At 52.9% G+C, this 20,983-nt stretch carries 20 protein-coding genes; all 20 read right to left on the bottom strand.

The genetic code is table 11. The annotated features are described in order from the left end of the window. Positions 1-123 precede the first annotated feature (123 nt). The 20 genes from pgsA to BCV73_RS06950 all read right to left on the bottom strand — a co-directional run bounded on the left by pgsA (position 124) and on the right by BCV73_RS06950 (position 20,959). Positions 124-711: a CDP-diacylglycerol--glycerol-3-phosphate 3-phosphatidyltransferase gene (gene pgsA / locus BCV73_RS07045; protein WP_076167990.1), complete on the bottom strand. Its 588-nt coding sequence runs from the start codon at positions 709-711 to the stop codon at positions 124-126. Between the two features lie 255 nt (positions 712-966). After that, positions 967-1,458, bottom strand: a complete 492-nt coding sequence (locus BCV73_RS07040) for a YajQ family cyclic di-GMP-binding protein (protein ID WP_076169539.1) — start codon at positions 1,456-1,458, stop codon at positions 967-969. A 240-nt stretch (positions 1,459-1,698) separates the two neighbouring features. Then, the gene (locus BCV73_RS34960) at positions 1,699-1,869 is read right to left on the bottom strand and encodes a hypothetical protein (protein ID WP_163872676.1); all 171 of its coding nucleotides are present in this window, start codon (positions 1,867-1,869) and stop codon (positions 1,699-1,701) included. Between the two features lie 100 nt (positions 1,870-1,969). After that, positions 1,970-3,076, bottom strand: coding sequence for a RodZ domain-containing protein (locus tag BCV73_RS07035; RefSeq protein ID WP_089546573.1), 1,107 nt, complete (start codon positions 3,074-3,076; stop codon positions 1,970-1,972). 25 nt (positions 3,077-3,101) lie between these two features. Beyond that, positions 3,102-3,848, bottom strand: a complete 747-nt coding sequence (locus BCV73_RS07030; protein WP_179232129.1) for a DUF3388 domain-containing protein — start codon at positions 3,846-3,848, stop codon at positions 3,102-3,104. A 210-nt stretch (positions 3,849-4,058) separates the two neighbouring features. Further along, a complete protein-coding gene (locus BCV73_RS07025) occupies positions 4,059-4,313 on the bottom strand; it encodes a DUF3243 domain-containing protein (RefSeq protein WP_076167995.1) in 255 nt (84 codons plus the stop codon). A 103-nt stretch (positions 4,314-4,416) separates the two neighbouring features. Beyond that, positions 4,417-5,190 (bottom strand): elongation factor P 5-aminopentanone reductase, encoded by a 774-nt coding sequence (gene ymfI, locus BCV73_RS07020; protein WP_076167998.1) that lies wholly within the window; start codon positions 5,188-5,190, stop codon positions 4,417-4,419. Continuing rightward, a complete protein-coding gene (gene yfmH, locus BCV73_RS07015) occupies positions 5,190-6,470 on the bottom strand; it encodes an EF-P 5-aminopentanol modification-associated protein YfmH (protein WP_089546572.1) in 1,281 nt (426 codons plus the stop codon). The genes ymfI and yfmH overlap by 1 nt, the downstream gene beginning before the upstream one ends. 3 nt (positions 6,471-6,473) lie before the next feature. Next, positions 6,474-7,754: an EF-P 5-aminopentanol modification-associated protein YfmF gene (gene yfmF / locus BCV73_RS07010; RefSeq protein ID WP_089546571.1), complete on the bottom strand. Its 1,281-nt coding sequence runs from the start codon at positions 7,752-7,754 to the stop codon at positions 6,474-6,476. A 181-nt stretch (positions 7,755-7,935) separates the two neighbouring features. Then, on the bottom strand, positions 7,936-8,760 hold the full coding sequence (gene sleB / locus BCV73_RS07005) for a spore cortex-lytic enzyme (protein ID WP_076168007.1): 825 nt from the start codon (positions 8,758-8,760) through the stop codon (positions 7,936-7,938). Positions 8,761-8,980: 220 nt separating this feature from the next. Continuing rightward, entirely contained in the window at positions 8,981-11,659 is a 2,679-nt protein-coding gene (locus tag BCV73_RS07000) for an FtsK/SpoIIIE family DNA translocase (RefSeq protein ID WP_089546570.1), read from the bottom strand. A 78-nt stretch (positions 11,660-11,737) separates the two neighbouring features. Further along, positions 11,738-11,956 carry a YlzJ-like family protein gene (locus BCV73_RS06995; protein WP_076168012.1) on the bottom strand — a complete coding sequence of 73 codons (219 nt, stop codon included), beginning with the start codon at positions 11,954-11,956 and terminating at the stop codon, positions 11,738-11,740. Continuing rightward, positions 11,953-12,711, bottom strand: a complete 759-nt coding sequence (locus BCV73_RS06990) for a ClpP family protease (protein ID WP_275541916.1) — start codon at positions 12,709-12,711, stop codon at positions 11,953-11,955. Before BCV73_RS06990 ends, BCV73_RS06995 begins: the two co-directional genes overlap by 4 nt. A gap of 257 nt (positions 12,712-12,968) precedes the next feature. Further along, positions 12,969-14,648: a ribonuclease J gene (locus BCV73_RS06980; RefSeq protein ID WP_076168017.1), complete on the bottom strand. Its 1,680-nt coding sequence runs from the start codon at positions 14,646-14,648 to the stop codon at positions 12,969-12,971. A gap of 304 nt (positions 14,649-14,952) precedes the next feature. Next, a complete protein-coding gene (gene dapA, locus BCV73_RS06975; protein ID WP_076168019.1) occupies positions 14,953-15,840 on the bottom strand; it encodes a 4-hydroxy-tetrahydrodipicolinate synthase in 888 nt (295 codons plus the stop codon). Between the two features lie 50 nt (positions 15,841-15,890). Then, positions 15,891-17,108 (bottom strand): aspartate kinase, encoded by a 1,218-nt coding sequence (gene dapG, locus BCV73_RS06970; RefSeq protein WP_076168022.1) that lies wholly within the window; start codon positions 17,106-17,108, stop codon positions 15,891-15,893. A gap of 457 nt (positions 17,109-17,565) precedes the next feature. Beyond that, positions 17,566-18,162, bottom strand: coding sequence for a dipicolinate synthase subunit B (locus BCV73_RS06965; protein WP_076168024.1), 597 nt, complete (start codon positions 18,160-18,162; stop codon positions 17,566-17,568). Continuing rightward, positions 18,159-19,058, bottom strand: a complete 900-nt coding sequence (gene dpsA, locus BCV73_RS06960; RefSeq protein WP_076168027.1) for a dipicolinate synthase subunit DpsA — start codon at positions 19,056-19,058, stop codon at positions 18,159-18,161. The genes BCV73_RS06965 and dpsA overlap by 4 nt, the downstream gene beginning before the upstream one ends. Before the next feature lie 250 nt (positions 19,059-19,308). Beyond that, positions 19,309-19,755: a dUTP diphosphatase gene (gene dut, locus BCV73_RS06955; RefSeq protein WP_076168030.1), complete on the bottom strand. Its 447-nt coding sequence runs from the start codon at positions 19,753-19,755 to the stop codon at positions 19,309-19,311. Further along, positions 19,730-20,959: a M16 family metallopeptidase gene (locus tag BCV73_RS06950; protein WP_412974024.1), complete on the bottom strand. Its 1,230-nt coding sequence runs from the start codon at positions 20,957-20,959 to the stop codon at positions 19,730-19,732. Before BCV73_RS06950 ends, dut begins: the two co-directional genes overlap by 26 nt. Between the last annotated feature and the right edge of the window lie 24 nt (positions 20,960-20,983).

The following is a 20,983-nucleotide window of genomic DNA, read 5'->3' as shown; positions in this document are numbered from 1 at the left end:
ATTGGCCTCCCTGTTATCGTAAAGTAGAATGGATATACCTATATTGAACACTTTACACGTTTTTAGCCTATCCGTATCACAGCGTTTGGTGGAAAGAAAAAGCAATAGGATATCCCTATTGCCTTACACATTGGAAAGCTGAAGCAGTTTTTTATTTTTGACAAAATAATCGATCCCCGAGTATATCGTGATCAAAGCCGCTGCCCAGATGGCAATATCGTCGAACGGCAGGCCGATCATCTCGAACGGGAAGTTGTTGATCAGAATCGCCACGATGGCGACAATCTGAATGACTGTCTTCACCTTGCCCCATTTGCTGGCCGCCACGACAGCCCCGTCAAGCAGCGCAATCTGGCGCAGGCCGGTAACGGCAAACTCGCGGCTGATAATAACCACAGCGATCCAGGAGTCGCACTTTCCCATTTCGACGAGCGAAACCAGCACCGCTGTAATAAGCAACTTGTCGGCCAGCGGGTCCAGCAGTTTTCCGAGATTTGTAACCAAGTTGTTTTTGCGCGCCAAATAACCGTCTATACCGTCTGTGCTTGCTGCCAGAATAAAAATAATTACAGCGATCAGCTGATTGTACGGCAGCTCGAATGAATTCCAGGTAATCGGTTCCGGATAGAACTTGAAGTCGACCAGAAGAAACACCATCATGACCGGAATCAAACAGATTCTTGAAATGGTAATACGGTTGGGCAGATTCACTGTAAACCCTCCCCGGATAAATCAAACTAAGAAACGACATTCACATGTACGGCAGGCCGAAAATGAATAATAATGCACCCAGACCATCCATTATGTATGAATCCTCTACTTGGGGGCAGCAGGCACAGCTTGCGGCAGGCCGGCAACCCCGCCAAGACAGCGGGACAAGTTACAGTATAATATATCAATTTATACACTGTCAAAAGAGGAGTAAGCTCCTCTTCCCGCCCGTTTGCCGTTCGGTATACGCCCGCATTACTTCAGATTGGTAAACTGCAGGTCCAGCGGCAGATCCGCCTTGCGGAGCAGCTGCATGACCGCCTGCAGATCATTTTTGCTCTTCCCGGTCACCCGGATCTGATCGCCTTGGATTTGGCTTTTAACCTTCAGCTTGGAATCCCGGATCAGCACGTTGATTTTCTTGGCGTTGTCCTGATCGATTCCCTGCTTCAGGGTGATCCGCTGGCGGACGGTTCCCATCGAAGCTGGCTCAACCTTGCCGTAATCTACGTTTTTGAGCGACAAACCACGCTTGATCATTTTGGACTGCAAAATGTCAATTACCGCATTGAGCTTATACTCGTCATCGGAGGTAATGACCAGCGTCTCCTTCTCCAGCTTCAGGCTGCTCTTGCTCCCTTTAAAATCAAAACGGGTTTCGATTTCACGCTCCGTTTGATTGATCGCGTTGATCATTTCCTGGAAGTCCAATTTGGAAACAATGTCAAACGAATTTTCCGAACTCATCATTACACGCCCTTTCAGTTCCTTTTCATGTCATATTATATGAAATTAACCGGGACAAGTCTAATCCTAAACAGCGTTCCTACCGTTCACAGATATTATCTCAAGGCGTTCGGTACTGCTTAGGCAGGGCTTAGGCAGAAGACAGGACGCGATTAGCGGAAGCTTACAAGCAATGAACACGGACCTCAAAAAAAAGACATTCGCCGGCTCATGGGTCCCCGGGAATGCCTTGTTCTTATTTTACGATCGGCTGCGGTCACGGGTTGGCTGGCGGAACATATCCAAAATGCCCAATACGATCCATGCCAGTCCAAATCCAAGAATGCCGTACCCCCAAGCGCTGGGAGTGAGGTAATAACCGAGCAGGCTGACGATAATCCCCACAATCGTGGTGATCCAGCTGACTGTCATAACCATACACCTCATTTCTATCCGGAATAAGAAGGACTTAAAGCTAGAACTATTGTCCCCTGGAGTGTATGGCATTATTCAGCCGAGCCTGTCCCGCCGTTTAGCCGTTGCTGTTATCCGATTGATCGGAGGAATCCCCTGTCGACGAATCATTACCGGTTGTCGTACCGCCCGTACCGGAATCGTCCAGCTTCAGCAGAATGCGCGAAGTCGATTTACCGTCCTCCACCGTCTGCCCTGCTACCGTAATCGTCGTTGCGGGAGAATATCCCGATTTAATGTACATGCCGGAAGAATCCAGCGTAAACGTCAGCGTATCCCCCTCTTTCGTATTACCGAAGGAAAGCTTCTCACCGGACGTATTTTCGCCTTTGTACACTTCAAGCCAGCTCTTGCCCGTCGCTTTGATTTCCACCTGAACCGGTGTTCCCTGGGCTGCTGCTACCTTAAAGATCGTGGTTTTGCCTTTCTTGCCGTCCGGAGCTACGGTTACGCCTTGATTGCCTTGGTTCGTCGTATCCGTCGAGTCCGTACCGGTTCCCGTTGTATCTGTTCCGGTGCCTGAAGGGTCCGTGCCATTTTGATCCGGCGGCGTGGTTGTGTCTTGGCCTCCGGTATTTCCGCTGTCGGTATTCGTGTTATCCGTCGTTGTGGTATCCGAATTACCGGAATTGTCCTTATTGCCGTCATCCCCCGGATTGGTGGCATTGTCCGGCGGCGTAGTAGTTGTTGCAGGCGGATCCTGATTCTGCGCCGTTGCCGGATCCTGCTGCTCCGTAACCTTGGACGAATCGATGCTGTTGTCTTTCTTTGGCGAACTTGCGTTGTTCGCATACAAATAAATAACGACAATGATCAGAATCGGGAACGTCCACATCAACACGGTTGACAGCCATTTCACATTACGTTCAGGCGAAGAAGAGCGGCTGCTGGACCGCTTCTGAATGACCGGCTCCATCGTCGCTTCCGGCTCCGGAGGAGCTTCCTTCTTGTGGCCTTCGAGCAGAACGTCCGGATCGAGTCCCACGGTTTCGGCATATGTTTTAATAAAAGCCCTCACATAAAAACTGCCGGGGAGCACCTTGTAGTCCCCTGCTTCGATGGCTTCCAAGTATCTTTTGCGGATTTTTGTCATTTCCTGCACGTCGTCCAGGCTCATGCCCTTCTGCAGTCTGGCTTCTCTTAACTGTTGACCCAGTTCAGACAACACCATCACCTCCTCATCAAATTACTTACAGATCGTCGTTGTATGTGCTTGTGAAAGTGTCATAAATAATTTCTTCATTCGGATTGTTGCGCAGCTCGATAATAATATCGAAATGATCGTACGTATACTCGGACTCCTGCACGAATACATCGGGATGCTCGATCACTTTCGTGCTCGGCATGTTCATGATATCCTGCAGCAGGTTGTAGTGGCGTTCGTTGGAACGGATCGTGCTGACGATTCCGTCGATAATAAACACATTGTTCCGGTTCATTTCGTCTTCAGAGAGCTGGCTTCGGACCGTCTGCCGCAGCAGTGTCGAGGATACGAACGTCCAGCGCTTCATGGCGCACACGCTCCCCGCGATGATGGACTCGGTTTTGCCTACGCGGGGCATCCCGCGAAGCCCGATCACCTGATTTCCTTCCTTCTTAAATATTTCACCCAAAAAGTCAACCAGTAACCCAAGTTCGTCACGCGTAAAACGGAATGTTTTCCGGTCATCGGAATCGCGGTCGATGTACCGGCCGTGGCGCACAGCCAAAATATCGACAAGCTTCGGCGTCCGCAGCGCGGAAACCGTTATGCTGTCGACCTTTTTCAGCATGGCACCCATCAATTGGATTTTCTCATCATCATTGGTTTCCAGCAGCATTCCCCGCGTTTTGCCTTCAACCCCGTTAATTGTCAATATGTTAACCTCCAGCATACCGAGCAGGGATGCAATATCCCCGAGCAGACCCGGACGGTTCTTATGTATCTTATACTCCATGTACCATTGTTTCGCTTCCACTTCGACACCCCATCTGACCTTTTCCCATGTTTTCCAATAAAATAAACCTGCAGCCCTTTCGGGTGAGGCTTCCAAAAAATCGCCTTTATTTCATGGGTCACGTTAATGATATATAAAATACATATGAAAAACAAGGTCAACTCTGTAAACATTAGAGAAAAGCCCCCAAATGGGGGCTTTTTCCTAATGTTAAGCGTTTTTCTTGGCTAATTTAACCATCAGCCGGGCAATCGTCTGGCGCTCTTCACGGTTGCCCACTTCCCACAGCTCCTTCAGCGCACGGTTGGAAGCGTTGGCCGGATCGACTTTCTCATCGAGAAAATCACCGATCTCGTAAGCCAGCTTGGCGATGGTGTCTTCGCTCATCCCCATTTTTTCGGCTTGTGCGACGCGTTCCCCAAGAAACTTTTTCCAGGCATCAAAGTTCTTTACTACTGTTGACATATTGATAAGTCCTCCCTTTGCTGTGGCGCATGAGATTTGAAATCAACAGTTGTAATATAACCTGTTTGGGGCGCGCCTATGCAGGGAAGACCGTCCTGGCGGCTCAGGTAATCCATCCACCGTTGGGGCTTATTACCTGACCGTTGATGTAGCCGGATTCGGGCAGCGCGAGAAAATAAACGAGGGACGAAATTTCGTCGGGTCTGGCCAGCCGTCCGGCCGGAATTTCATCCTCGAGCATCCGTTTTTCCTCGTCGTCCAAATGGTTCAGCATTTCGGTATCCACCGCGCCCGGAGCTACCGCGTTCACCGTGACGCCAGAAGGGCCAAGTTCTTTGGCAAGCGCTTTGGTAAAAGCGTTAATACCGCCTTTGGTGGTCGAATACAGCACTTCGCAGGAAGCGCCCGAAATCCCCCATACGGAGGATATGTTGATAATGCGGCCGCTCCGCTGGGAAATCATATAGGGCATAAAAGCTTGTGTACACAGAAACATGCCTTTTAAGTTAACGGACATCACTTCGTCCCATTCTTCCTCGGTTACGTCCGAAAGAAGACCGTAGTGAGAGACGCCCGCATTGTTCACCAAAATGTCCGGCAGCAAACCGTGGGTGTCCAGCTTGTCGCGCATGCGCAAAATCTGGTCTTTATCCCGCAAATCGGCGGAGACCGTCATGACCCTGGCTCCGGACTGCATGCAGCGCCGGGCCACGTCATTGGCGGCTTCGTGCGACGAACCGTAGTGGATCACTACGTTCATCCCCACCGCTGCAAAACGCTCGGCGATGGCTGCACCGATGCCGCGGCTCGCCCCGGTGACGAGCACCGTCGTCTCTCCGATCGGCTTATGCAGGCTCTCCTCTCCCCTATGCTGCATTAAGGATTCACCACGACCGATACCGCCAGCTGATCCCAGTCCACATGCTCTTTCAGGCGGTTGTTCACATCGCTGAGCGTAATGGACTCATACAGCTGAATCACGCTGAAGAAGTCGCCGCCGCGGAACTGGTAGCGGGTGAATTCATGCGCGATATTTTCCGGAGAATTCAGCATGCGCAGGTATCCGCCGATTTTTTTCTTGCGGGCACGCTCGAAATCTTCTTCCTTGAAGCCGGATGCCAGAATGCCGTCGACCTCTTCGCGGATCCGGGCAAGAAGCTGATCGGGATCACGGGTGTCTCCGCCCGCGGCCGAAAAGGCATACTGCGGAGAACTGCTGTATTCATGCGAGAAGCTGTCGGAAATCAGGTCCTCGTCGTACAGCTTTTGATACAGCTCCGTACTTGACCCGAACAGCAAATCAAGCATAAGCTTTGTTGTCAGGTCGCGCTTCAGCAGTTCCTTGCCGGTCAGCCCCACTTCTTTTTCCTTAAACCCGAACAGGCATTTCGGCATGGACACCTGCAGCTTGTTAACCCGGCGTTTTTCCGCCACACCGACCGTCTCCGGCTCAAAGATACGCTCGATTTTGCCTTGAGGCGGATAATCTTTCTTCGCCTGGTTGGCGCGGACGAGGTCGAACACTTCTTCCGGCTTTACTCCGCCGACGACGAACAGCAGCATGTTGCTCGGATGATAAAAGGCGTTATAGCAGGTGTACAGCGTCTCCTTCGTAATCGTGCTGATGGATTCCACCGTACCGGCAATATCGATATGCACTGGATGGATTTTATACATCGCTTCGATCAGGCCAAAATAGACGCGCCAGTCAGCGTTATCCTGGTACATGTTGATTTCCTGCCCGATAATCCCCTTTTCCTTGTCGACGTTCTGGTCGGTGAAATAAGGATTTTGCACAAAGTTCACGAGCGTCTCAAGATTCTCTGGAATGTGCTCGGTTGCTGAAAACAGGTACACGGTCTGGTCGAAGCTCGTAAATGCGTTGGCGGATGCGCCGTGGGAGGCAAATGTGGCGAAAATGTCGCCTTCCGGCTCCTCGAACATTTTATGTTCCAGGAAATGGGCGATCCCGTCCGGAACCGATATTTCGTCCTGTCCCTCCACCCGGAAGTGGTTGTCGACAGAACCGTATTTAGTGGCAAACGTCGCATAGGTTTTCTGGAAACCCGGCTTCGGAAGCACGTAGACGTGAAGGCCGTTATCCATCACTTCATAATAGAGAGTCTCCTGCAAATTGTCGTACTGAAGTTTTTCCACCGGCTATTCCTCCTTCTGACCCTTCAGAAAATAAATCGTATCCAAATCAAAAGTCGACGCGGCCGCCTGAACATCCGCGACTTGAATATCTTCCACCTGCTGCAGCAGCTCTTCTCTTGACCGGTCTTTGCCGGAGAATTGACGGTTGAAGTCGTAAGCGATCATTTCAAAAGCCGAATCTTCAATTTCAAGAAGCAGATTCCGGATCATCGCCTTCGTCTGCGACATCTCCAGATCGGTAATGCGCCCGGAGCGCATTTCCTCGAGCTGGCCCTTGATAATATCGAGCGCTTTTTCGTAGTTCTGCACTTCAATGCCGGACTGGATCGTTCCAATTCCCTTGTGCCCGTCATAGCGGGAAGAGCAGTAGTAGGCGAGGCTTGCTTTTTCCCTTACGTTCAAGAACAGCTTGGAATGCGGATATCCGCCCAAAATGCCGTTGTACATTAATGCTGCCGCATAATGATCATCCCCATAAGTGATGGAGGTGCGCAGCCCCAGATTCAGCTTGCCCTGGCTCACTTCCATTTTCTCCACTACGGTACGAGGCACGCCCGACTGGCGCACTGGCGTCTCGGTCTTATACGTAATTCCCGGTTCAGAACCGAGATCAAAGTGCGCGTTGACGAGCTTTTCCACTTCCTCGAGCGTCGTGTCCCCGACCACATACAGGTCCATGCTGGCTTCGCTCAGCCATTTGCGGTACCCGTCGTGCAGGCTCTCCGGCGTAATTTTCTCCAGGTCCTGACGCTGTCCGAGCGCGTGAAGACGGTAAGGCTCGTTGCGGCACATCTCTTCGATACAGCGCTCGGAGGCGTAGCGGATCTTATCATTGACGATGGATTCCAGCTTCTTGCGGACGTTCTCCTTCTCCGCCTGAACGTAAGAACTGCGGAAACGGCCTCCCTCCAAAACGGGACGCGTCACCACTTCGCCGAGAAAAGCAAATGAGGATGCGAGCAGGCTCTCCTGGCTCTTTACGAACGAATCGTTAATTGTGTCCATCCGGAAGTGCACCATCTGGTAGTTGCCTCTTTTATACACATCAAAACCGAAGCCGGCCCCGTACATTTGCTCCAGCTGCTCGCGGAACTGGCGGGTCTCCGGATATGTAACGGTACCCCGGCGGAGTACAAAAGGAGTCAAGGCCGTAGGCGTTACGGTGTCCTCTGCAAGCGGGATGCCTGCGTAGAGCGATATTGCAAACGTCTTAAAGCGTTTCGTCGGCAGAACGTGAATCCGGATCCGCTTGGCGTTTCCATGTTGAAAAGCAGTTGTATTCAAGGTCCAAAACTCCTTTAGCCATGAATTTATAAAGCGTCACGCTTTTGATTAAGTTCCATTCTATACCATTGGAAAGTGAAGAAGCAACCGAAGACAAACCCTCCGGTTGCTGTTTTCCCTCATGCGCAATCTGCTTCGGGGAACGAACGAAGTTACGGTGCCAAACTTACGTTCAATCCTTTTACATGCAGAAAATATGCTGCCCGATCGTCAAGACTTGAGGCCGGGACCAGATCCACTTCGAAGTGGCTGTTTTCGGGTTAAAGTAGTACAGGCATCCGCCGGTTGGATCCCAGCCGTTTAACGCCTGCTGCACCGCTTTGCGGGCCGTTTCGTTCGGCGTGAGATAAATTTGTCCGTCGGCTACCGCCGTGAATGCGCCCGGCTGAAATATAACGCCATGGGGCGTATTCGGAAAGCTTGGCGATTTGACACGGTTCAGTATGACCGCCGCCACGGCAACCTGTCCTTCAAACGGTTCACCGCGGGATTCGCCGTACACCGCATTAGCCATAATTTTCAGATCATTTTCGGACAGGCCCATCGTGTTGGCCGAGGCCATCGGTTCGCTTGTGTTTTTCTGATTGCCGCTTGTGCTCGGTTGTTTGCCGGCGGCGTTTCCGGACTCGGCTGCGGATGGCTGCCAATTTTTGGTGGCATTGTACAGCTTCAGTTTGGTTTTGGCTCCGACCGTTCCGTCCACCTTCATCCCGAATTCGGACTGGAACCATTTGACGGATTTCAACGTGCTCCATCCGTATTGTCCGTCAATCTTTCCGTTATAAAAGCCCAAAAATTTCAGGCGCCCCTGCAGTTCATACACATCCTGGCCTGAGGATCCATACTTTAAAACCGTTGATCCGAATGTAGGTATGGTTTGTTCCGCAGGCTCCACCGCCGCTTTGGACGAAGCTTTGGAATCCGTATGGGGTCTTACACCTGCATAGACCGCCGCAGACAATAGAAACACCAAACCGATGATGATCCATAATTTTGCGTTTTTCATGGGTTAGCTCTACCTTTCTCTTGTGGGTTTGACAGGATGGCTACGGTTATTATGACAACAGGCCCCATTTCCTATACACCCTGCCCAAGAGAAAGAATGTGTACCGCCGATAGAAGCTTTCAAGCGTATTCCCATGCAAATCACCGCCAAAAAGGCCCCTCATGAACGATCATGAGAGGCCTCCAAGGAAGATATAGCACATCCGGCAATAATTACCGGACTATGAGCTTATGCGGTTCTGCTGCTGATACTGCTCCAGGGAGACGAGCACCTCACGCGGTTTGCTTCCCTCGTAAGGTCCGATAATTCCCCGCGCTTCCATCGAATCAATCAAGCGGGCTGCACGGGTATACCCCACCCGCATCCGGCGCTGCAGCAGCGACACGGATGCCTGTTTGGATTCCAGCACGATCTGAACAGCCTGATCGTACAGCTCGTCCAGCTGGTCGTCGGCATCCTGCGACGTTTCCTCCACTTCGGGAACGAGACTTTCATCGTATTTGGCTTCCCCTTGGTCGCGGACATAGTTAACGATGATCTCGACTTCCTGATCGGTCATAAATGCCCCCTGCACGCGGATCGGCTTGGACGCTCCCATCGGCATGAAGAGCATATCCCCGCGGCCCAGCAGCTTCTCGGCGCCCGCCATGTCGAGAATCGTTCGGGAGTCGACCTGGGACGATACCCCGAAAGCGATCCGCGACGGGATATTCGCCTTGATGACACCCGTAATGACGTCGACGGACGGCCGCTGGGTGGCGATGATCAGGTGAATGCCCGCGGCCCGCGCCATTTGGGCGAGGCGGGTGATCGCTTCCTCGACGTCATGCGCGGCGACCATCATCAGGTCGGCCAGCTCGTCGACGATGACCACGATATAAGGCAGCACCGCTGCCGGATTGTCCTTCATCAGGTTGTTATAGCCTTCAATATTGCGCGTGCCGGATTTGGAAAACAGCTCATAGCGCTTTTCCATCTCGACCACGATCTTCTTCAGCGCCAAGGAAGCACGCTTCGGATCGGTCACGACAGGCGCCATCAAATGCGGAATGCCGTTATACACATTCAGCTCGACCATCTTCGGATCGACCATCAGAAATTTCACTTCATCCGGCTTCGCCTTATACAGGATGCTCGTAATGATGCCGTTAATACAGACCGATTTACCGGAACCGGTGGCACCGGCGACGAGCAAATGGGGCATTTTTGCCAGATTGCCGACGATCGTCTGTCCCGAAATGTCCCGGCCGAAAGCGATCGACAGCTTCGACGAGGCGTCTTGAAAGACCGGCGTTTCCATAACTTCGCGCATCGTCACGAGCGAAACCTCATTGTTCGGCACCTCGATGCCGATGGCCGATTTGCCCGGGATCGGCGCCTCCATCCGGATATCCTTCGCGGCCAAAGCCAGCGCGATATCGTCCGTAAGCCCGACAATCCGGCTGACCTTCACGCCGATATCCGGCTGGATTTCGTACCGCGTCACCGCTGGCCCGCGAACGACCTCAAGCACTTTCGCCCGTACGCCGAAGCTCTCCATCGTCGCCTCCAGCTTGCGGGCGGTTTGCTTATAATCGTTCTGATCGCCTGCCTTGCCGCCATTCTGGGGCTTGGAGAGCAGCCTGAAGGGCGGGAGCTTGTACGGCTTCGGCGGAGGCGCAGGCGGGGTCATCGCAAGCTCCAGCGCCTCCGCCGGCTCAGCCGGACTTCCCGCGGATTCTCCCTGGAGATCCGCAGCGGTTGCCGGCACCCCGCCTTCCGGCGTCCCAGCGGTATCCTCATGGAATTCCGTGCTGATGCCTTCAGGCGGAAAAGCGGCCCCGGCAGCTCCGGCGTATGCTTCATCCGATTCCTCCGGATCGACGTTGCCTTCGGATTTCACATGCTCGAAAAAGTCGCGGATGATCGGCGAAGATTCGTTTCGCTTCGGTTCCGGCCACAGCGGCTCCTCGTGCAGGTCGAATGCATCGTTCTCCTCCGGCTCCACCGTCTCGCTGAACCGCCCGCCTGCTGCGGGACGGGTGTCCCTGACCGGTTCAAGAATATCGCTGCCGTCCAGTTCATCATCAGCAAGCGGCGGCTGCGCTTCGTTCTTGGCAAACCTGCTGCCGAACAGCTGGAAGAACACCGGGGCGCTCCGCTTCGGCTTCGGCGGCACGAAATCCTCGTCCAATTCATCCTCATCGTCGTCAGCCGGGAGCGGCTGCGGTTTCTTCTGCCTGGACGAAGCCGCCCGTTTGGAAGCGACCTTGGCCGACTGGCGGCGGTTGTCCATCCGCTTCTGGACATTCTCGCCGGCCTTCACCAGCCTGCTGCGGAAGATTCGCATCAGATCGACATACGACAGATTCGTAATCAGCATAAAGCTGATAATAAACATAACGATCATCATCAGCTTCGAGCCCAAGGTACCAAACAGCCAATAGAGCGCCGCAAACTCGATGGCGCCGATGTAGCCTCCGCTGATGTCCTTATTCAGCATGGAGTGGTCGCCGCGGGCCGATGGCGACAGCAGCGCTCCCTGCAAGTCCGTATGTACCTGGGATAATATGTTCCCGGTGCTCAATGCGCCAACCGGACCCAGTTTCTTTTCCAATGAAGAAATGCTGCTCATAAGTACCAAGGCCAGGATCAACAGCAGAATTCCGCTTCTCCGCGTATTCCACCGTTTCGGCCATTTTCGCTGAATCATGACGCTGAGGCCCAAGTAGATTCCCACCAGGGGGATCACAAAATAAAACCGCCCTAACAGCAGTCCGAACATTTTGGATAATGACCACCCTACCGTCGCTTCACCGGATAAGGCGATAACGGAAAGGGTGATCAGTATAATTCCGTATATTTCGTATTTCAGCACATTGGTCAGTACTGCCTTCTTCTTCTTTCTTCGCTTAGCCAAAATGTCACCCCCGGCCAATATTATACCATATAATACCGTGGGGCACCTATGTTCTGTTTCTGCTGCTAAAGGTCCATTTTACAGTGTCGGAATGTAGCGTATTACCTGTCCTGGGGCAAACGCCGGGTTGAGGTACGATTCAAGCGGGCAGTCGAGCAGCCGGACGATTTCGGCCCGGCCCGCATCAAGCGGTTTGACTTCCATCAGGACGCCCTGCAGCCTTACCTCCGCCGTTTGGACAGGGGTAAAGCCCTCCTCCCACACAGCATCAAGCGGCATAATGGTATGAAGCGTCATTGAGTAATCCCCTCCGCCTCAATCGGTTGTTTACGCTCATCGATCAGCTTGTTCAGCTTGGCCAGAGCCTGGCCTATGCCTCCTACTTCGTCCATCAGGCCGTATTTGACGGCATCCAGTCCGCCCACCGCCGTACCGATATCCCGGTTCAGCTCGCCGGTGCGGAACATTAATTCCTTAAACCGCTCCTCCGTAATCCGCGAATGGGAGGTGACGAAGCGGACGACGCGCTCCTGCATTTTCTCCATATATTCGAACGTCTGCGGCACACCGATCACAAGTCCGTTCAGGCGGATCGGGTGAATGGTCATGGTGGCGCTCTCGGCGATAAGCGAGTACGTCGAAGCTACCGCGATCGGCACACCGATGCTGTGCCCGCCCCCGACGACGACGGTGACGGTAGGCTTGGTAAGGGACGTGATCATTTCGGCGATGGCCAGTCCAGCCTCCACATCACCGCCTACTGTATTGAGAATAATCATAATTCCGTCCACCTGTTTGCTTTGCTCCGCAGCAACCAGCTGGGGAATAATGTGCTCGTATTTCGTCGTTTTGTTCTGCGGCGGAAGGACCAGATGCCCTTCGATTTGCCCGATGATCGTCAGGCAAAAAATGTTCGACTCGGTTCCCTGCGGCACGTTCATTTGTCCCAGCTGCTTCAGCGTATCCAATGCCGTCGGTTCCGGGTTTACAGCAGGGGCTTGTTCCGGCGCCTCCGTTTCGCTCATCGGCGCACGGCGTGTATTTTGTGTCATCATGTCCTCGTCCTTTCCTAACCATATAATTTCCTGTCATTGTAGTATGGTGGAGGAAAGACATGAATTATACCGAAAAAATAACCCTATTCACAGAGCCTATGCCCGGCCGTCTCTTCAGGTTCCAGTTCCTTTCAGAATCTCCTATTATATCGTCATTAAACGACAAAAAGCCCCCTTCCGCAGGAAACCGTCCAATATTGCCTGCGGAAAGGGGGCGACTGTGTGCTGTTCAAGACGCTGGTTTATTCAATTGATTACACTTCCATGATGATCGGCAGAATCATCGGTCTGCGGCGGGTCTGCTCATAGAGGAACCGGCCCAGTGCATCCTTCACGCCTGTCTTCAAGGAAGCCCATTCATTAACATTTTCACTCATCAATTTCTGCAGTGTACTGGAAACAATGCGGTTCGCTTCATCCAACAGCCCTTCCGATTCGCGAACATATACGAATCCTCTGGAGATAATGTCCGGTCCGGACATGATCGTGCCGTCTTGTTTGCTCAGCGTAACGACTACAACCAGAATTCCGTCCTGTGACAGCAGTTTACGGTCGCGGAGGACGATGTTGCCAACGTCTCCAACGCCCAATCCGTCAATCAGCACGTTGCCAGCTGTTACTTTACCGGCTTTACGGGCAGATCCGTTCTGGATTTCGACGATCTCGCCGATATCCGTAATAAAGATATTGTCCGGATCTACGCCGACAGACTCGGCCAGCAGTGCGTGACGGCGCTGCATGCGGTACTCACCGTGGATCGGGATGAAGAATTTCGGCTTCATTAAATTCAGCATGAGCTTCAATTCTTCCTGACTGCCGTGACCCGATACGTGTACTCCGGAATTCGAACCGCTGTAGATGACATCCGCTCCGAGACGGAACAGCTCGTCGATCGTACGGCCGACATATTTCTCATTTCCCGGTACCGGTGTAGCGGCAATGATAACGGTATCACCCGGCAGAATATCAACCTTGCGGTGTGTGGAACGGGCCATCCGCGTCAATGCGGACATTGGCTCTCCTTGGCTGCCTGTGCACAATACGACGACGCGGTCAGCGGCCATCTTGTTAACTTCTTCAGGCTCGATCAGCATGCCGTCCGGCACGTGAAGGTATCCAAGCTCGGCTGCGATGGAAACGACGTTTACCATGCTGCGTCCGATGACGGTAATTTTCCGTCCTGTGGATTCCGCCGCATTGACCACCTGCTGAATCCGGTGAACATTCGAAGCAAAAGTAGCGATAACTACGCGCTGGGATGATTTCCGGAAAATATCTTCAAGGACGACACCCACGTTTTTCTCCGATGGCGTGAAGCCCGGTTTCTCAGCATTGGTACTATCCGACAGAAGCGCCAATACGCCTTCTTCTCCAATAGCGGCCATCCGCTGCAAGTTCGCATATTGTCCGTTAACCGGCGTATGATCGAACTTAAAGTCGCCTGTATGAACCACGTTGCCTTCCGGCGTTGAGATGCAAATCCCGACCGAATCCGGAATACTGTGGTTGGTTCTGAAGAACGTTGCTTTCAGCGTGGAGCCGAGCGCCACTTCGGAATCTTCGTGAATCAGAATCCGCTTCGTTTCGCCAAGGAGATTGGCTTCTTTCAGCTTGTTCTCCACCAGGCCAAGCGTCAGCTTGGTTCCGTATACAGGAACGTTCAGATGCTTCAGCACGTAAGGCAATCCACCGATGTGATCCTCGTGTCCGTGCGTCAGCAAAATGCCTCTCACCTTGTCACGATTCTCCGTCAGGTAGGAAATATCGGGAATGACGATATCGATCCCGAGCATGTCCTCCTCTGGAAACTTCAATCCGGCATCTACGACTACGATGTCATTGCCGTATTGGATGACATACATGTTTTTCCCGATTTCACCGACGCCGCCCAACGCGAAAATCGCCAATTTATCGTTATTATTTTTTTTAGACAAATGAATCTAACCCTCCTATGGTTTTGGACGTCGTACCATTTAATATTTATATTTCAAAAATATACCGCACCCAGTCACTTGACCTCATTATACATGATAAAAAAGTCAAAACACAAGTCACCCTGAAAGTAGGCATTAGAGTTCCCCAAATCCATGCTGTTTATTTGAAATATCCTTATGGAGAAAAAGCCCGTTCGAAAGCAGCGTCCCTGCTTAGGCCTTAACCCAAAGGCATGCATCCTAAACACAAAAAAACAGCGCCCTGGTAAGGACGCTGTTTCTGTCAGCTTATAAGAGGATTCAATTATTCCGCAAGCGAATGAACCAACCGTTCGATAAATTCCGCTTCTTTTTCATTCGGTCCGATGAGCGGAAGCCTTACGCCTCCGACGGAGTGACCCAACAAATTGAGCGCATACTTGACAGCAGCCGGATTCGGCAGCGGAGTCGGGGACTCAAACAGGCCCTTGAATACAGGAAACAGCTTCTGGTGAAGCCGTGCGGCCTGCACCTGCTCACCTTCCAAATAGGCCGTAATCATGTCCTTCATGGAAGCGCCGATAATATGTCCGGCCACGCTCACGATACCGTATGCTCCTACGGCCATAGCCGGCAGACCCGATGCATCGTCACCGGAATAAACCCGGAAATGCGCCGGCGCCCCGGCTGCGATCTGGGTTACCTGCTCGAGCGAAGCACATTCCTTGGTGGCGACCACGTTCGGAATTTCAGCCAGTCTAAGCGTCGTTTCGGTGCTCAGGCCTACGACGGTCCGTCCAGGGACGTTATACAGCATAACCGGCAGTTTCGTGCTGCGGGCAATGGCTTCGAAATGACGGTACAACCCCTCCTGGTTCGGCTTGTTGTAATAAGGCACAACGAGCAAAACGCCATCGACCCCAAGCTTCTCGGCTTCCTGGGTCAGATGGATCGAATGCGCGGTGCTGTTACTGCCGGTACCGGCAATAATTTTGCAGCGCCCTTTGGCATGGTCTACCGCAAATTCGAACAGCTTGAGCTTTTCTTCCTCCGTCAGCGTCGGGGACTCACCGGTCGTTCCGCAGACAACCAGTGATTCGGACCGCTGGTCCTCAATTAAGTAATCGATCAGCTTGGCGGTTTCTGTCCAGTTCACATTTCCCTGCTCATCAAAGGGAGTCACCATGGCCGTAATCAACCTACCGAAATCCATCTTGTACAACCTCCTAATAGGACGTAAAAGTGCGTTTTCCAGATTTATGACTACCGATGCAGCTCGAATTTGGCGTGCAGCGCCCGAAGAGACTGTACCATATCCTCTTTTTTCACCAGCACCCATATGGTCGTATTCGAATCTGCCGACTGCAGAATTTGGATATTTTGTTCACTTAGGGATTCGACGATTTTGGCCATGATTCCCGGCACTCCGTTGATCCCGCCTCCGATGACGGAAACCTTGGCGCAGCCGGAAAGGCTCTTAGGCCGGAATCCCAATTCCTGAAGCACCCGGATCGCTTTCTCCGAATCATGGTCAAAAACGGTATAGACCGCTCCTGTCGGGGTAACATTAATAAAATCGACGCTGATGGAATTTTCAGCCATGGCTTTAAACACTCTGAGCTGAAGATTATCTCCTTCGTTCTCGCATTCCACCGTGATTTGAGTGACGTTGCTCACGTAGGCGATTCCCGTCACATACCGGTCCATGAAGCCCAGCTGAACGTCCCTGAAGCCTTCCGGCTGGGTAACCAGCGTTCCTTCATCTTCCGAAAAGGTGGACCGCACCCGCACCGGCACATGCGCCTGCATCGCAATTTCAACGGCTCTCGGGTGGATAACCTTGGCTCCGTATTGGGCCATGTTGCAAATTTCAGCGTAACTTACGACGGAGAGCGGTTTGGCGTCTTCGACGATCCGGGGATCAGCTGTCAGAATCCCGTTGACGTCCGTGTAGATGTCAACCATTTCGGCACGCAGCGCCGCACCCAGCGCCGTTGCCGAAGTATCGCTTCCGCCCCGCCCCAAAGTGGTAAAGTCCCCGGTTTCGGTCTGACCCTGAAAACCGGTGACGACGACCACCTGATGCGTTTCGAGCTCCTTCACAATCCGCTCCGGACGGACGTCCTTAATCCGCGCGTTGCCGTATTGATCATCGGTGACAAATCCGGCCTGAGCCCCGGTCAGCACCGTGGAGGTGATGCCTTCATCCTCCAGTAGGCTGCACAGCGTGGCAGCCGATATGATTTCACCGCAGCACAGCAGTAAATCCCGCTCACGCGACGGAAGAGCGTTCCCGTTCTGGGATACCCAGTCCAGGAGCGTGTCTGTCGCATACGGCTCCCCCTTGCGTCCCATGGCGGAAACGACGACAACAAGCTGATAACCGTTGTCCAGTTCGCGTCTAATGTGCTTGATGACGAGTTCCCTTGCTTGCGGAGTCGACAAAGATGTACCGCCGAATTTCTGTACTAAGATGCTCATTTCAATTCCCCCATGCTAGATAAGAACGGCAGAACGTTTAGCTGCGTCGATTTCCTGTGACGTGTACAGCCGTGTCGGCTGTACCCTTCCTCAGAGCCAAAGCATGAACACATGCCTTTGGCCAGCAGTTCGTAATCGCAGCCTAGTTTCCTGTTCCCGCCCGAATCGGCATCCTCACAAGATCCGGTGCCGCATCCAACCGGGATAAGCAAAACAGGCTGCGATCACTTCGATCGAGTCGTCCTACATTTACTATTTGGTCTCTACGACCATTTGGTTCATTCAACTTATGTCCTGTACACTGATATTTATCCGATTACGGCGGCCCGGAATAAACGATGCAAACAGCCCCGTGTCTTACGGCATGGGGCGCAAAATTACCGCCCGCAGCATCTGCTTGGGGCTGGACAATGCAGTTTCGGGTGCCGGAACTCGAAACGAATGCAGCCGATCTGGATTACGCGGAAAACATGCGTTGAATCAGCATAGGCTGCAGTTGTCTTCCTTCAAGAGCCGCATCGCACGCTTCGGGGATCAGCTCCATGTTCGCAACCAGCGAATTGGGCTTCTGCACCGGATTATCCTGACCGAACGGAACAAAATAAATGTTCTTGGTCACAAGCAGCTTGGCGATATTCGCTGCGTTTAATCCCAATCCGTCATTGGTGGAAATCGCCAGCACCAGCGGACGCAAATTCCGCATTTGTGCCTTGGCGGCCATCAAGACAGGACTGTCCGTAATGGCATTGGCCAGCTTGCTTGTCGTATTGCCCGTGCAAGGCGCAATGACCAGCACGTCGAGCAGTTTGGACGGTCCCAGAGGCTCCGCATCCACAATTGAGGTGATGATGTCGCTCCCCGTGATGTTCTTCAGCTGTTCCAGCCAGCTCGCGGATGTGCCGAAGCGGGTGTCCGTTACCTGCACCGAATTGGATACAATCGGCACCACTTTGGCACCGGCGTCCATAAATCGTTGAATCTGCGGCATAATTTCAGCAAGCGTACAATGTGAACCCGTAATCGCATAACCTACCGTTTTACCCTGCAAGTTCATTCCCCATCCCCCCGAATCTTGATCTCGTCCGAAATCAACTGTACCAAAGCATTGGCAATAATCATTCCAGCTGTTTTGGGAGCTACGATTCCAGGTAATCCGGGAGCCAGCAAGGCCTTAATACCCCGCTTCTCCGCATACCGGAAATCACATCCTCCGGGAGCCGAAGCAAGGTCAATAATGACGGCGCTTTGGGGCATTCTTGACAGGATTTGCGCTGTGACTATCATAGTCGGAATCGTGTTAAAAATCAAGTCGACACTTCGCACATGATCCTCCAAATCCCTTGTCAGGAAAGGCTCCCAGCCCATGACCTCCGCTCTGGCAAAATCCTTTTCCGACCTGACGCCGGCCCTCACCTTCGCCCCGAGTCCCTGCAGGCTTTTCGCCATCGTAAACCCGGTTCTACCCAATCCCAGCACAATACAATCCGAACCGTGGATCGTAAACGGCGTATTCTGGATTGCCATCACCAGTGCGCCTTCCGCCGTTGGGATGGAATTAAAAATGGCAACATCATCCCGGTCCAGCAGTTCCAACAGGCGTACCTCGTGGCTTGCGCATAGGCTGCGCAGATAGGGTTTGGCCATTCCCGTATAAACGGTACAATGCGACGGAAGAGCGGCCAAATGCTCATCCAGCAGCTTTAAGGACTCTCCAGAATATGGCGTCTGGATCGCTCCTGTATCATCACACCCGACAACAGGCAGCACGAGAACGTCTGCCGCAGAAAGCAGTTCAGAAGAGAGGCGTTCCCACGAGACTCCCAGGACCCTTTCATTCAGCTTGTCGAATCCGACCACGCTGACGGTGGCATCCATCTCCGAACATTTACGGATCACCTCGATCTGCCGTGCATCCCCGCCTAGGAACACAATATGAACTCCAGTCAGCACAAGGATGTCACTCCTTTCAAAAACACTGTTATGAATCCATCATATGCCGCTGCCTAAGGAGGGGTGAAAGACGCCCGTCAAATAAAAAACGTCTGTAGGCTCACTGTTCAGGAAGCCGGACCGCATGTAGCAGCAATTTCGCTTGCGGTATAGGAAGCAGGGTCTCTGAAGCCTATATTTCCTTCTATGTAAAAAAGCCTGGAGACCGAACCCTTTCGGGAACGAACTCCAGGCTGTATTGAACTATAAATTATTTGCCGGTGTGTCCGAATCCGCCCTCACCGCGAACGGTTTCGGACAGCACGTCCACCTGCTCAAACGTCACCTGCGGCACTTCCATGAACACCATTTGGGCGATGCGCTCGTTTCGGGTGATCGCAAAAGGCTCCTGGCCGAGGTTGATCAGCAGCACCTTGATTTCCCCGCGGTAATCGGCGTCGATCGTTCCCGGCGTATTAAGGCAGGTGATACCGTGCTTCAGCGCCAGCCCGCTTCTCGGGCGAATTTGTGCTTCCAGCCCGTCGGGCATGGCGATGGCAAACCCGGTCGGGATGAGCCTGCGCTCCCCCGGCTGGAGGACGACTTCTTCTTCAACGGCGGCGTACAGGTCATAGCCGGAGGCGGAGCCGGACATTTTCTCCGGCAGCCGCACATCCTCGTGACCCGGCAATTTATGAATTTGTACGTAGTGTGACAAAATCGTCCCTCCTTAACCCAGCAATGGCGCGGTCCGTCGATCCGACCATCGCCAGCGCGAACGGCTGGCTGAACATCCGGTCCAGCACCGCGTTCACGTCGTTCATCGTCACGTTTTCGATCTTTTCGATCATGTCATCGAGCGAAAAATGCTTGCCCAGCATCAGCTCGTTTTTGCCGAGCCGGTTCATACGGCTTCCAGTGCCCTCAAGGCTCAGGATCAGACTGCCCTTCAGCTGCTCCTTGCCTTTCCGGAGTTCGTCCTCGGTCATCCCGTGTACGGCCACATCCGCCAGCACCTCTTTGGTTAAGCCCATGACCTCATTGGTTTGCTTCGGCGCGGTTCCGGCATAGATCGTAAACAAACCGCTGTCTTCGTTGGAGCTGTGGTAGGAATATACCGAATAAGCGAGTCCCCGCTTTTCCCGGATTTCCTGGAACAACCGCGAGCTCATCCCGCCGCCGATGCTGTTATTGAGCAGAATCATGGCATACTGAAGCGGATCGTGAATCGAGCATCCCGGGAAGGACAGGCAGATATGATTCTGCTCCGTCTTCTTTTTATGATACAAGATCCCGCTCTGGAATGAAGGCACGGTCAATTCGCTCACCCGCCCGCTGGTTTGGAAACCGCCGAAATGGCGTTCCAGCAGCTCCACAATGTTATCGTCAATGTTACCTGCCACGCTGATGACGGTGTTCTCGATCGTATAGTGGTCATCCATGTAGGCGCGAAGGTCGGAAGATCCCATGCTTTCCAGCTGTTCCTTCGTTCCCAGAATCGGATAGGCGAGCGGATGATCCCCGTAGACCGCCTTAGCCATCAGGTCGTGCACCATGTCGTCCGGCGTATCTTCGTACATCGAAATCTCTTCCAGAATGACGTTCTTCTCCTTGGCCAGCTCCTCACCGTCCAGCTTGGAACGGAAGAACATATCGGCGAGCACGTCTACGGCGATCGGCAGATGCTCATCCAGCACCTTGGCATAAAAACAGGTATATTCCTTAGAAGTAAAGGCATTCACATTGCCGCCAATGGCATCGAATTCCTCGGCAATCGCCTTGGCGTCAAACCGTTCAGTCCCTTTAAACAGCATGTGCTCGATAAAATGGGAAATGCCGTTGTTGGCCAAGGTTTCGTGGCGGGAGCCTGTCTTTACCCAAATGCCAAAGGAAACCGACCGCATCGTCGGAATTTTCTCCATGACTACTCTAAGGCCGTTGCTTAA

Source organism: Paenibacillus sp. SSG-1 (assembly GCF_002224835.1).
Taxonomy (GTDB): Bacteria; Bacillota; Bacilli; order Paenibacillales; family Paenibacillaceae; genus Paenibacillus_AQ; species Paenibacillus_AQ favisporus.
The sequence above is the reverse complement of the archived record's forward strand: the minus strand, read 5'-3'. Positions and strand labels throughout refer to the sequence as shown.